Genomic DNA, 13,455 nt, shown 5'->3' with positions numbered 1-13,455 from the left:
CTATCATATACCTTAGCACTTAATTATACCATTTTCACCTATGAAAGTATATCGAAAAACCTCAACATTAGTTGGTACAAATACATTTCCAGAGAGTTTATATTATTTCGATTGTTTCCTATCTTCCCATTGTTCAATTAACGCCCTTTCACAGCCACGGTCCAATGGAGTATACATCGTTTCACCTGCTAAATTATCCGGCAAATATTGTTGCTGTACATACCCATTCGGATAGTCTTGTGCATACCGATAACCTATACCATGCCCTAACCGTTTAGCCCCGCCATAATGGGCATCTCGCAAATGCATCGGTACCTCTCCCTGTTCCTTATGCCGTACCACTTGTATGGCCCTATCAATCCCCACATAGGCAGAGTTACTCTTCGGTGCTAATGCAATATACAACGCTGCTTCCGACAAAATGATCCGTGCTTCTGGAAGTCCTACCATTTGTGCGGCTTGCGCTGCTGCATTAGCCACTACCAACGCCTGTGGATCTGCTAAGCCTACATCTTCCGCCGCACAAATAATGATGCGCCGCGCAATAAATACTGGATCTTCCCCAGCCTCAATCATGCGTGCTAGATAATACAATACTGCATCTGGATCAGAACCTCGCATACTCTTAATAAAAGCAGAGATTACATCATAATGGTTATCACCTTTTTTATCATACCGGTATACCCTACGACCTAACACCTTCTCAAGTATGTCTACAGTAATTTCTCCTTGAGTTCGAACCATAGCCCCCACTTGTTCCAAAATATTCAAGGCCATGCGAGCATCTCCATCTACAAAACGTCCTATATCTTCCAACAGTTCGTCTGTAGCAACAATCTCTTTCTTGCCTAGACCATATTCTGTATCTGTCAATGCTCGTCGTAAAATAGCTACTAAGGCCATGGGTTGTAATCGTTCTAACGTAATCAATCGCAAACGAGATAATAGGGGGCGATTTACTTCAAAAAAAGGATTTTCTGTAGTTGCTCCGATCAAAATAATTTGTCCGCTTTCTACGGAAGGTAACAATACATCTTGCTGACTTTTATTAAAGCGATGAATTTCATCTAAAAATAAAATCGTTCGCTGCTGTAAGGAGTTACGAAACCGTACCGCTTCTTCTATTGTGCTTCGCAATTCTCCAATCCCAACATTTGTCGCATTGAGCATAACAAATCGACTGCTAGTTAATTCTGAGATAATCTTAGCTAGTGTTGTTTTCCCTGTTCCCGATGGCCCATACAGTAGTAGTGATGGCACTGTATCTTCTTCAATCATAGAGCGAAGGAATGTCCCTTCACCTACTACTTTCTCTTGTCCAAAAAAATGATCTAACGTCCTTGGACGCATGCGTACTGCCAACGGCTCAAAGGGATCCACCGATTCTATATTCTCAAACAAATTCATCTTCACACCTCCCTATTTAAAGTTTTTCGTAGTATTTCAAAACTGCTATTTTACAAACACAATCATAAAAAACTCAAACATACATACCTTTATTATCTGTACTTTCATTATACAATTATCTAGTTGTATAGTCTATATGTTCTTATTAATGCAAAAAAAATAAACCACCATCAGGCGGTTATATAAAAGCCCCACTATGCCGTATCCATACCGTGTTTTGATCCTGCAAAGGCAGGTGGGTTTCCTCCTCGTAAGTTTACAGTCCTCGTAGAGGCAGAGCGCCCTTACAAGAGCGAGAATCCCTAAATTAAAATGTTGGCTCAAAACTGCGATATAACACGCACATAGCAGGAATTTCTTTACCCATAGTATAGCAGAAAGGAACGGCCATTTCAAGAAGAAATACACCGTTCCTTTCCTTACAAGTATAACAATTTTCTATTGGACAAATTCGATTATACTAATTTTTCTTTTGTCACATCTGTTTTGATGTGTAATTCGCGCAATTGTTTAGGCGCTACTTCAGATGGAGCTTGGCTCATCAAGTCCGATGCACTTTGTGTTTTAGGGAATGCAATCACATCACGGATGGATTGACGTTTCGCCATCAACATAACAAGACGGTCTAAACCAAAGGCACAACCACCATGTGGAGGCGCACCATATTCAAAAGCATCTAACATAAAGCCGAATTTAGAACGACTTTCTTCTGTGCTTAAGCCGATCGCATTGAATACTTTTTCTTGTACATCAGATTGGTAAATACGGATGGAACCACCACCGATTTCAACGCCATTCAATACCATGTCATAGGCAATGGCTTTTACAGCGCCTGGATCTGTAGCTAATAATTCCATGTCTTCTTCACGTGGAGATGTGAATGGATGATGCATCGCTACGAAACGTTTATCTTCTTCATCGTATTCAAACATAGGGAAATCTGTTACCCACAAGAAGGCTAATTTATTTTCATCAATTAAGCCACGACGTTTACCCATTTCTAGGCGTAATTCACCAAGAGCTTTTGCTACTGTAGCTGGTTTATCAGCAATCATCAATACCAAGTCACCTGGCTCTGCATTCATTGTTGCACCAATGTTGCGAACTGTATCTTCCCCTAGGAATTTCATGATTTGAGATTTGATTGTGCCATCTTCATTGAAGCAAGCCCAAGCCAAACCTTTGGCACCATAGATGCCTACAAAGTTTGTCAAATCATCTAATTCACGACGTGGAATACCTGCATAGCCTTTTACCACGATACCTTTTACTTGACCGCCATTGTCGATAACAGAACGGAATACTTTGAACTCTGTATCTTTCACACAGTCTGTTACATCTGTGAAAGTCATGTCAAAACGGATATCTGGCTTGTCGGAACCGTATAAGTTCATCGCATCATCCCAAGTCATGCGAGGCATTGGCAATGGAATCTCAACATCTTGTGCCGCTTTGAATACATGGGCAATCATTTGCTCTTGCATATTCAAAATTTGTTCTTGATCCATGAAGCTCATTTCAATATCGAGCTGTGTAAATTCAGGTTGACGGTCTGCACGCAAATCTTCGTCACGGAAACAACGTACGATTTGGAAATATCTTTCATAGCCAGCTACCATCAAAATTTGTTTAAAAATTTGTGGAGATTGTGGCAATGCATAGAATGTGCCAGGGTTCACACGAGATGGAACTAAGTAGTCACGTGCCCCTTCTGGTGTACTTTTTGTCAACATAGGTGTTTCAATTTCCAAGAACCCATTATTATCAAAGAAGTCACGCATTGCTTTTGTCACTTTGTGACGCAAAATCAAGTTCGCTTGCATTTCTGGACGGCGAAGATCTAAATAACGATATTTTAAACGAATATTTTCATCTACATCGATATTATCTTGGATATAGAATGGAGGTGTTTTCGCTGCATTCAATACGCGCAACTCTTCGCAGTACATTTCAAACTTACCAGTTGGCAAGTTTGGATTCACAGCCGCTGCATCACGTTCTGTAATCGTGCCACGTACGCACAATACATATTCGTTACGTACATCTTCTGCTTTATGGAAAGAGTCCATATTGTGATCTGGAGATGCCACGATTTGCACCACCCCAGAGCGATCACGCAAATCAATAAAAATCAACCCACCATGGTCACGACGGCGCTCTACCCAACCGCAAAGTACCACTTCTGTTCCCACTTGTTCTGCACCGATTAACCCACAATGGTGAGTACGGTGTAAACCTTTCATAGTTTCCATTCTAATTTCCTTTCACTAATTCAGTTATACGGTTTGTAATCTCAGCTAAGGATACTGTTTCTTGTTCAGACGTATCCATATATTTTAAGATGACTTTACCTTCAGCTAATTCATTATCACCAATTATAATAACATATTTTGCGTTAATTTTGTTAGCATACTTCATTTGACTCTTCATAGATTTACCAGAGCCTTCCATTTCTGCTTTCACATAGGCATTGCGCAAGGCATTTGTAATTCTGAAAGCTTCCTTCTGTGCCATTTCACCTAAGGCTACTACAAAGACAGAATCTTCTTGTTGTTGCTCTGGCAACAAACCTTGTTTTTCTAGAGCCAATAACAAGCGCTCCATCCCCATCGCAAACCCTACAGCTGGTGTATGTGGACCATCTAGTTCTTCTACTAGACCATCGTAACGACCACCACCTGCAACAGCACTTTGCGATCCTAATGGAGTATACTGTACTTCAAAGGCAGTTTTTGTATAATAGTCTAAACCACGAACTAGGCGTGGATTTAAGGTAAACTTCTCTCCTGCTGCCGTCAAATATTCTTTTACATGATGGAAGTGATCTTGACACTCTTCACATAGATTATCGCTTAACTCTGGTACACCCACCGCTAACTGTTGGCATTTTTCTTCTTTGCAATCAAGAATGCGCAATGGATTTTTGTACAAACGACTTTGGCAAAGTTCACATAATTCTTCTTTTTTAGGCTCAAAGAAAGCAATTAATTTTTCTCTGTATGCAGGGCGGCATGTTGGGCACCCTACAGAGTTCACTTCTACATTTAAATCTTTTAAACCTAAATCACGCAATAGTTGCAATACTAAAGAGATACATTCCGCATCAGCACTTGGCGCTTGTGTACCCAATAGTTCTACCCCAAATTGGTGGAATTGACGATAGCGTCCTGCTTGTGGCTTATCATGGCGGAACATAGGCCCAATATAGAACCATTTTGTAATAGATTCTTGACCATAAATTTTATTTTCTAAATAGGCACGTACTGCCGAAGCCGTTCCTTCTGGTCGTAATGTGTAGGATTGATCTTTTTTATCCCCTGTTGGAAAGGAGTACATTTCTTTTTGCACGATATCTGTAGTTTCCCCAATACCACGCAAAAATAAGCCTGTTTCTTCAAACATAGGTGTACGAACTTCTTCAAATCCGTAAGTCTTACATAATCGACGAATTGTATTTTCAATATAATACCAATTGCCAAGAACACTTGGTAATAAATCTTGTGTTCCTCTTGGTTTTTGAATAGCCACTAGCTGTCCCTCCAATGTTCTTTACTTAATGTATTACGTTTTTCCAATAACCGATTCATGTCTTGTATATATGTATCTACATCTTTCGGCATATATTGTTTCTTTTGTCTAAAATCTTGACCACCAATCCATTTCGATACACTACCAGGGCCAATGGAAAGTATAGACTGACGTTCTTCTATCATTTGTATATTATAGATACTTTCATAGTGAGGTAAGGTATAGCCAATATTCTCCATTTGCCCTACCATATACTGTTGGCGATACATATAATAGGGTATATATCCCATACCTAACAGAGCCTCATGAGTGCTATCTAACATGTATTGCACTACATCCTCGGAAGGAATCTCCTGTGCATAGGCGCTAGCATACAAAGGGCTTCCCTTCTTTAATGCCAATGTATGAATCGTCACATTATGTGGCCGTAACTGCTCAATATACTTCAGATTCTCTTCCATATCTTGTAAGCTCTGCCGTGGTAATCCAGCAATGAAGTCCATATTAATCGAACAATTCATGGAAGATACAATGTGTTCATACATTGTCAGGATATCCTGTACTGTATGACCTCGCCCTATGATGCGAAGTATATCGTCTTGCATTGTCTGTGGATTCAGACTGATTCTCGTCACTCCTGCTTCTATCATAGAAGCAATCTTACTCTGGCTTAACGAATCTGGCCGACCTGCTTCTATGGTAAACTCATGACCTGTCGGAATCAACTTCTGCAAGGCATGCAATACCCTGTGAAAGTCACCATCGCCTAAACTAGTAGGTGTACCACCACCCATATATAGGGATTGTACTCCTAACCCATGATATGCAATGCATTCGTCCATATTCGCTATATCTTCTAGATAGGCACTAACAAACTCTTGTACCTTTCCATACCCTTGGATGAGCCCATAGGGAAATGAACAATAGGTGCAGTGAGTTTCACAAAAAGGAATCCCACTGTACATACTGACTTCCTTAGGGGCCACTGTAGTTTGCTCCACATAGGGTCGTTCTTGCTTCGCTACGGTTTCCAATAAATTCCATTTCTGAGGACTAATACCATGCGTTGTTTCTAATTCATCACGAACTAAATCTAACGAACCCAAAGAGTCCCATAATTTATGAGTTAATTTTGTTGGTCTAACACCGACGAGCGTCCCCCAAAGACTTTCTGTAGTCCCCAATAGTAATCGCAGTTGCGTCAATAATTGACGACCTATGACTTTACGCCCCTCTACAGTATCTTCTCCAAAAAGAGAACGTACTAGCACATAGCCCTTATATATTTCTGATGGTACAGCTGTATCAACACAATGCAACTGCGACTGAACATCTGTATGGCAAAAGACCTTCACCTCTACAGCATCAATATGGTCAGCAGTGTCTATAGATGTTACATGAATCATAAAGTCTGGATTTTCTTTATTCGAGAATAATCCCACTGCTCCACACTGATGAGCTACGATAGAACCTAGCTCAACAGGACCTTCATAGTGGTATGTATTATTCATGACCCTTTTCAGCTTCTAATGCTTTGGCAGCTTCGTGACAGTCTCCACAGAAACCATAAACTTTCAATTGATGATCGGTAGTATGGAAGTTTAATTTTTTAGCAATGATAGATTCTAATGTTTCTAACATATCATCTTCAAATTCTTTGACACAGCCACATTTTACGCAGATTAAATGATGGTGGAAATGAGAAAATTCATCACTATTTAATTCATAGCGATTACGACCATCACCAAAATCTAAACGTTTTACTAAGTCTAACTCTGTGAACAAATCCAATGTACGATAAATCGTAGCTAATCCAATATCTGGATTGTTCTTTTTCACTAAAATATACACATCTTCTGCGCTGAGATGTTTTTCTTCTGCTTCGATGAATGTTTGCAAAATGATTTGACGTTGTGTAGTCAATTTATACTTTTTATCTTTAATGCGCTCTTTCAATTTGTCCATTGTTGCTTGTACTTCTGTTGTTTTATCCATGATGTTCCTCTTTCTGTAATCTATAATATGTATTAAAATACCATAAGCGTTTCGCTACAATTTGTGTGGTCGCTGTAACTGGTACTGCTACCATCATACCGATGATACCAAAGAAATAGCCTCCCACGAAAATTGCCGTAATAATCACTAATGGTGGCAATTTTATGACATGCCCCATAATTTTCGGCATGATAATTTGTCCATCTAACAACTGTAAAATACCATATGTAATGGCAACTTTCACAGCCAGAGGACCACTAATAACAGCCCCTAAAATAATGGCTGGTACAGCACTCAAGAAAGGTCCAATAATAGGAATCCATTCTGCAATGCCTGCTAGTACGGCAAGTACCAATGGATATGGTAGGTCGTACACATAACAGACAATGAAGGTAAGGCAAAACATATTGGTTGCCAGTAACAACTGACCCCGCAAATACCCACCTAATGTACGATGAATATCTGTTACCACTTCTTCCAAGTGCGTGGAGGTAGGCTTTGAAAAAATTCCTAAAATTGCTTTTTTAATGTCACGTCCATCTTTTAATAAATAGAACGTTAGAATTGGCACCAATAATAGCTGCAGTAATGTACTGGCTAAAGAAACAATAGCAAGCACACTTCGCTGCGCTAAGTCGACGCCATAATTGCCAATTTTTATAAGTGTGGAGTTGATAATACCATCAAATTGATGAGGAATAATACTTTCTCCATCCACCCCTTGTAGCCCTTTCACCACAAGAGCAAATTGGTCGAGTACGTACGGTAAATTTGCCAATAATTTTGTTAATTCCCCAATCACAGGCACGATCACATGACGTACTAGCAAGAAGGATAACAAGATGACAATCACAAAGGAAGGAATGATGGCAATCCATCTAGGACAGCCTTTCCAATACTTTTGAAGTCCTTCTTGCGTAAGATTTACCAAAGGCCACAAAATTAATGTTAGTACAATGGCCACTATTAACGGCATAACGACAGGCAAGGCAATCGAGATTCCTATAGTGGCTAAGACTAGCAAGATGCAACGCAGCCAATATTGTATGGATTGTTTTCCCATCCTATCACCTATCGCACAAAAGGATTATACTGCTTTTCTTCACCAATTGTCGTCTCCGGCCCATGTCCTGGATACACCTTTGTATCATCTGGTAATGTATAAAGCTTTTCCTTGATGCCTTTACTTAACAACTCAAAATCTCCATTAGGAAAATCTGTTCTGCCTACAGAGCCTTGAAATAGGGTGTCCCCCGCAAGTAATGTGCCTTCTGTATAATAGCATACACCACCTGGTGTATGTCCAGGTGTTTCTATGACTGTAAACACCGTATCTCCCAGAGAAATCGTATCTCCTTCTTTTACATAGCGCACATCATCAACTTGTACAGTTATATGTCTACCGGAACGAGCACTTAGATTTACTTCTGCACTTTCTAAATACTCTGCATCACCTTTATGTATATACACAGGCACATGATAAGTATCTACCAATGTTTGCACGGCCCCTATATGATCACTGTGACCATGGGTCAATAAAATTCCCGTCACTTTAAAATTATGGCTATCAAGAATTTCTTTTAATTTTTCACCCTCATCTCCAGGGTCCGTTACTAGGCATGTATTATCTGCTTCATTATGAGCAATATAACAATTCGTCCCATACGCACCTAAGGGCATATAATATAACTTCATCTGTACACTCCATTAAAACTCTTTATGACTATCTAACAAAATCGTAACAGGCCCATCGTTAACAAGAGCTACTTCCATATGAGCTTGAAACTGTCCTGTACTCACTGGAACCCCCTTTTCTTTGAAAGCTTCCACAGTGCGTGCGTATAAAGCTTCTGCCTTGTCAGGAGCTGCTGCTTTCATAAAATTGGGGCGCCGTCCTTTGCGTGCATCTCCATAGAGTGTGAACTGTGACACTACGCAAACCTCGCCGCCTATATCTAGAAGGGATAGGTTCATTTTGTCATTATCATCTTCAAAAATTCGCAGATGGCTTACCTTATCACAGATATATTGCACATCTTCCAAGGTATCATCATCTGCAATACCTAGCAATACTAGCAGCCCTTGCTGAGTACTGCCAATGATAGTGTCTTCCACTGTAACAGAGGAAGAACTCACTCGTTGTACTACTGCTCTCATGTTTTTCCTCCGCGATGTACAGAATACACATCTTTGACTCGTCGCAACTTAGTCATCACATAGTCTAGCTGCGATAGGTCTTTAATATCCAAAATTAAGTGGATTGTGACATCTTTCGTATCATCTGTTTTAGCATTGATATTAGATATGTTAATCTTCATTTCTGACAAGGCTGCCATCACTTCCATCAACAATCCACTGCGATCATAGGCATGTACAGACACATTGACTTGGAAGTGCTCCTGCGTAGCGCCTTCCCAATCCACTTCGATCATACGATTCACATCATCAGGTGTATGTCCAATATTAGTGCAATCCGCACGATGAACAGATACACCACGACCACGTGTGATATAACCGATAATATCATCACCTGGAACAGGATTACAGCAACGGGCCATACGTACCATGACTCCTGACTCACCTTTAACTAATACACCACTGCTACTTTTTTTCGATTTCCCTTGATGTATTTTCAGTCGATCGATAACAGCCATCGTATCTTTTCGTTGCTCTTCTTTAGCAACATCTTGCTTATGCATATCGATGAGTCGCAACAGTACAGTATTAACAGAGAGGCCTCCAAAGCCAACGGCAGAAAACAGTTCCGCTTCACCACCGGCATTCAAAGATTTTCCGATTTTTTCTAAGCGCCCACTCTTTGTAAGTTCTTTCCAATCGTAACCTAGTCGCTTTGATTCTTTTTCTAGTAATTCGCGCCCTTTAACAATATTTTCTTCTTTATTTTCTCGTTTAAACCAATTTTTAATTTTGGTTTTACTTTCTGTAGAACCAACAATATTCAACCAATCTAAACGAGGTTTACCATTTTTAGACGTAACAATTTCTACAATATCGCCATTTTGCAGCTCATAGTCTAGTGGAACGATTTTTCCATTGATCTTAGCCCCTACGCATTTATTCCCCACATCTGTGTGAACACGATAGGCAAAATCAAGTGGCACCGTCCCTTTCGGTAGCTTCATCACATCGCCTTTTGGGGTAAATACGAATACTTCACCCGTAAAGACATCTAGTTTCAAAGCATTTAATAATTCTTTTGGATCACTGCCATCTTGCCATTCCAAAACTTGGCGAATCCACCCTACCTTGGCATCAAAGTCAGCTTCTGCTTTACCTTTATTACCTTCTTTATAACGCCAATGGGCCGCTACACCATATTCGGATACACGATGCATATCCCATGTGCGAATTTGAATTTCCACAGGTTGTCCCATTGTTCCAATAATCGTAGTATGTAGTGATTGATACATATTGGATTTAGGCATAGCAATATAATCTTTAAATCGGTATGGCAATGGTTTCCATAAACTATGTACAGTTCCCAATACAGCGTAACAATCTGGAATTGTATCTACAATGACACGAACAGCATATAAATCATAAATTTGAGACAAGTCACGATTGTCTTTTTTCATTTTTTTATAAATGCTGTAGAAATGCTTAGGACGCCCTTTTACATCTGCTGCAATATGAGCTGTCTCTAATGCCTTTTTTAAGGTATCCATCGTATCATTAACGATATTTTCACGAGCCTGCCGCTTTTCACTCATCTGCTGAACAAGATCATAATATTTTTCAGGTTCTAAATAGCGGAATGACAAGTCTTCCAATTCCCATTTAATATTAAAGATCCCCAGGCGATGCGCTAACGGGGCAAAAATTTCCAATGTTTCTTGCGCAATACGTTGTTGCTTGTCAGGACGCATATGCTTTAACGTGCGCATATTATGCAATCGGTCGCCCAACTTAATCACAACAACCCGCACATCTTTTGCCATAGCTAAAATCATCTTGCGATAATTTTCAATTTGCTGCTCTTCTTTCGTTTGGTATTGAAACTGATTCAGTTTTGTCACACCATCTACCAAGAATGCCACCTCAGGACCAAATTCAGCTTCCACGTCTTCTAACGTCACTTCCGTGTCCTCTACGACATCATGTAATAAGGCTGATACCAATGTGGACCGATCAATTTGCAATTCACTTAAAATCGTTGCGACTCCCAATGGATGTAAAATATAGGGTTCCCCTGATGCACGTTTTTGTGGTGCATGGGCCTTATCAGCCAATGCAAATGCACGTTCTATGACGGGCCAATCTTCTTTTGGCAAATACGATTGCACCCGATCCATAAACTGTCCAAATTCACGCTCTTTATTAAATGTATGTTCATGAAGGTTACTCATAGTACTTACCATTATGATCCCTCCTGACTATAATTCATAAATGTCAATGATGTATGCAATTCCAATTTTTGTTTGACTTGCATCCATCGATATACATGACGTCCATCTTCTATGACTTCTTCTTGTAAAATTCCCAACTCTTTAAATACTTCTAATGAAAGTATCACTTCTCGAGGTGTCATCTCACGAGGTTTTCCTTCCAACGCTTCCCGCTCTACAATATATTTCGGTGCCGTAGGAGATCGGAACACATTCTTGACTACCACATACATCTTGCGGAGGCCTTCCACAGTCAACTGTTCCCGTTGCTCTTGTAGGGGACTCATATCCTGTACGATTAATTGAGGCCGCACCGTTCCTTGCCATTCATTTTTCTGCAAAGTAAATGCTATTTTCACCGGATCATCTGCAAAAATTTCTTGCATATAATGTTCCCCTTGCCATGCTACGGCATCAACAGGACCTTGCTGACCTTGCAGTACAATTTTACAGTGGTTCTTTTGAAAGCCCATAGGATATAAATTCTGCACGGCAATGTCGGGAATAGCAAACACCGGCGTACTATTCCCCATTCCGTATGGCTCTAACGTTGCGATTTGGTCAATTAAATCAATCGAAATATCTTCACTAGATACAATGCCATCAATATCAATAATAGGAATATAATCGGTATCTACTAAATGTTCACGACAATAAGCACTCGCTCGATTCCTCAAATCATCAATCTGATCTGCCTTCACACTAAATCCAGCCGCCTGAGAATGACCACCAAATTGAATCAATACATCCTTAGCCGAACACAACACATCATAAATATTACAATTATCAATACTTCGACAAGAACCTTTTCCTATGCCATCGTGAATACTGATGACCATCGTCGGCTTATAAAAAGCTTCTACTAATCGAGAGGCTACGATACCAATGACTCCTGGATGCCATCCTTCTCCTGCTACCACAATACATTGCTCAGCCAATGTCCCTTGTGCTAGTACTGCCTGATAGGCCTCTTCAAAAATAGCTCTCTCTATCTGCTGTCGCTCTGCATTCGTTTCTTGTAGTTCTTCCGCAATTTCCATTGCTTCTTGCGAGCTATCTGTAATTAACAATTCTACTGCTCTTGTGGCATGGGTCACTCGACCTGCCGCATTTAACCTTGGTGCTAACGTGAATCCTATATGTCCTGCAGAAATAGCTTTTCCCGTCAAACCTGCCACTTCTATCAGAGCTTTAATTCCCAAGTTAGGGCTCTCCGTCATTTTTCGTAACCCTTCGCGGACAATAATACGATTTTCTCCCACCAGAGGTACCACATCTGCTACGGTACCTAATGCTACAATATCTAAATCATCACCATATTCTTCACCAGTGCGGCGTTTCCACAGAGCTTGGCACACTTTAAAAGCAACACCAACACCAGATAAGTTTTTGTCCTCATATGGACAATCCGGTTGTTTGTGATTCACAACTGCTGTAGCTCGTGGAATTTGAGGCGGTGCTGTATGATGATCTGTAATAATCATAGATACTCGATCGCGTACAGCTTCTACAATATCATAGGAACTAATCCCACAATCTACAGATATGATTAGATCTGTTTTTTCTTGAATCAAATATTCTAAAGCCTCTAAATTAAGGCCATACCCTTCACTTTGTCGCTCCGGTATGTAATAGCTTGCATTGGCACCTAAGCGCGAAAAAAAGCGATACATTAACGATGTAGCCGTAATTCCATCCACATCATAATCGCCATAAATTACAATAGATCCATTAGATGCTAACACCCTTTCAATCTCTTCCACAGCTTCTCGCATGCCTTTTAATGTGAAAGGGTCCAACAAATCGTCCATTGTACTATATAAAAATGTTTGACCTGCTTCAACCGTTGTAATCCCGCGATTTGCCAATAAATGAGAAACTATGGGATGTACAGATAATCCAGAGGTCAATTTTGTTTCAATTGCTTCTTGTGTAACGGCAACATTCCAACGTTTACCTTTGTGCGTTTCTACCTTTTTCATATATACCTCAGGATGGATTTTTCTTTCATTATCATTATCATTATTATACATTAAAAGGATATTATTTTCAATAACTCTCATTATTAAAATGCAAAAAAATCCCAGTACCATAAAGGTACTGGGATTTGCAATCGCCA

10 protein-coding genes and 1 other RNA gene are annotated in these 13,455 nt (G+C 40.0%); all 11 read right to left on the bottom strand.

From position 1 onward, the window contains the following. Positions 1–102: 102 nt before the first annotated feature. The 11 genes from EO115_RS03655 to recJ all read right to left on the bottom strand — a co-directional run bounded on the left by EO115_RS03655 (position 103) and on the right by recJ (position 13,318). Complete coding sequence (locus tag EO115_RS03655) at positions 103–1,407, bottom strand: replication-associated recombination protein A (protein WP_126937634.1); 1,305 nt, start codon at positions 1,405–1,407, stop codon at positions 103–105. A gap of 184 nt (positions 1,408–1,591) precedes the next feature. Next, positions 1,592–1,764: non-coding RNA, 6S RNA (gene ssrS / locus EO115_RS03650), on the bottom strand. Positions 1,765–1,862: 98 nt separating this feature from the next. Beyond that, complete coding sequence (aspS, locus tag EO115_RS03645; protein WP_126937633.1) at positions 1,863–3,659, bottom strand: aspartate--tRNA ligase; 1,797 nt, start codon at positions 3,657–3,659, stop codon at positions 1,863–1,865. A 1-nt stretch (position 3,660) separates the two neighbouring features. Then, on the bottom strand, positions 3,661–4,935 hold the full coding sequence (hisS, locus tag EO115_RS03640) for a histidine--tRNA ligase (RefSeq protein WP_126937632.1): 1,275 nt from the start codon (positions 4,933–4,935) through the stop codon (positions 3,661–3,663). Further along, on the bottom strand, positions 4,935–6,446 hold the full coding sequence (hemZ, locus tag EO115_RS03635) for a coproporphyrinogen dehydrogenase HemZ (protein ID WP_126937631.1): 1,512 nt from the start codon (positions 6,444–6,446) through the stop codon (positions 4,935–4,937). Before hemZ ends, hisS begins: the two co-directional genes overlap by 1 nt. Next, on the bottom strand, positions 6,439–6,930 hold the full coding sequence (locus EO115_RS03630) for a Fur family transcriptional regulator (protein ID WP_126937630.1): 492 nt from the start codon (positions 6,928–6,930) through the stop codon (positions 6,439–6,441). The genes hemZ and EO115_RS03630 overlap by 8 nt, the downstream gene beginning before the upstream one ends. Continuing rightward, positions 6,923–7,993: an AI-2E family transporter gene (locus EO115_RS03625; RefSeq protein ID WP_126937629.1), complete on the bottom strand. Its 1,071-nt coding sequence runs from the start codon at positions 7,991–7,993 to the stop codon at positions 6,923–6,925. Before EO115_RS03625 ends, EO115_RS03630 begins: the two co-directional genes overlap by 8 nt. Positions 7,994–8,001: 8 nt before the next feature. Further along, positions 8,002–8,625, bottom strand: a complete 624-nt coding sequence (locus EO115_RS03620) for an MBL fold metallo-hydrolase (RefSeq protein WP_126937628.1) — start codon at positions 8,623–8,625, stop codon at positions 8,002–8,004. A gap of 12 nt (positions 8,626–8,637) precedes the next feature. Next, positions 8,638–9,087 carry a D-aminoacyl-tRNA deacylase gene (gene dtd / locus EO115_RS03615; protein ID WP_126937627.1) on the bottom strand — a complete coding sequence of 150 codons (450 nt, stop codon included), beginning with the start codon at positions 9,085–9,087 and terminating at the stop codon, positions 8,638–8,640. After that, the gene (locus EO115_RS03610; RefSeq protein WP_371413258.1) at positions 9,084–11,243 is read right to left on the bottom strand and encodes a bifunctional (p)ppGpp synthetase/guanosine-3',5'-bis(diphosphate) 3'-pyrophosphohydrolase; all 2,160 of its coding nucleotides are present in this window, start codon (positions 11,241–11,243) and stop codon (positions 9,084–9,086) included. The genes dtd and EO115_RS03610 overlap by 4 nt, the downstream gene beginning before the upstream one ends. 65 nt (positions 11,244–11,308) lie before the next feature. Then, the gene (gene recJ / locus EO115_RS03605; RefSeq protein WP_126937625.1) at positions 11,309–13,318 is read right to left on the bottom strand and encodes a single-stranded-DNA-specific exonuclease RecJ; all 2,010 of its coding nucleotides are present in this window, start codon (positions 13,316–13,318) and stop codon (positions 11,309–11,311) included. Positions 13,319–13,455 lie beyond the last annotated feature (137 nt).

The sequence above is a fragment of the Veillonella sp. CHU740 genome (assembly GCF_003992055.1).
GTDB lineage: Bacteria > Bacillota > Negativicutes > Veillonellales > Veillonellaceae > F0422.
The sequence above is the reverse complement of the archived record's forward strand: the minus strand, read 5'-3'. Positions and strand labels throughout refer to the sequence as shown.

What these genes read in the sequence shown, in the direction of transcription:
- EO115_RS03655 (WP_126937634.1), bottom strand. Translation starts at nt 1,407, where the DNA reads ATGAATTTGTTTGAGAATATAGAATCGGTGGATCCCTTTGAGCCGTTG.
- hemZ (WP_126937631.1), bottom strand. Translation starts at nt 6,446, where the DNA reads ATGAATAATACATACCACTATGAAGGTCCTGTTGAGCTAGGTTCTATC.
- EO115_RS03625 (WP_126937629.1), bottom strand. Translation starts at nt 7,993, where the DNA reads ATGGGAAAACAATCCATACAATATTGGCTGCGTTGCATCTTGCTAGTC.
- aspS (WP_126937633.1), bottom strand. Translation starts at nt 3,659, where the DNA reads ATGGAAACTATGAAAGGTTTACACCGTACTCACCATTGTGGGTTAATC.
- recJ (WP_126937625.1), bottom strand. Translation starts at nt 13,318, where the DNA reads ATGAAAAAGGTAGAAACGCACAAAGGTAAACGTTGGAATGTTGCCGTT.
- dtd (WP_126937627.1), bottom strand. Translation starts at nt 9,087, where the DNA reads ATGAGAGCAGTAGTACAACGAGTGAGTTCTTCCTCTGTTACAGTGGAA.
- EO115_RS03630 (WP_126937630.1), bottom strand. Translation starts at nt 6,930, where the DNA reads ATGGATAAAACAACAGAAGTACAAGCAACAATGGACAAATTGAAAGAG.
- EO115_RS03610 (WP_371413258.1), bottom strand. Translation starts at nt 11,243, where the DNA reads ATGGATCGGGTGCAATCGTATTTGCCAAAAGAAGATTGGCCCGTCATA.
- EO115_RS03620 (WP_126937628.1), bottom strand. Translation starts at nt 8,625, where the DNA reads ATGAAGTTATATTATATGCCCTTAGGTGCGTATGGGACGAATTGTTAT.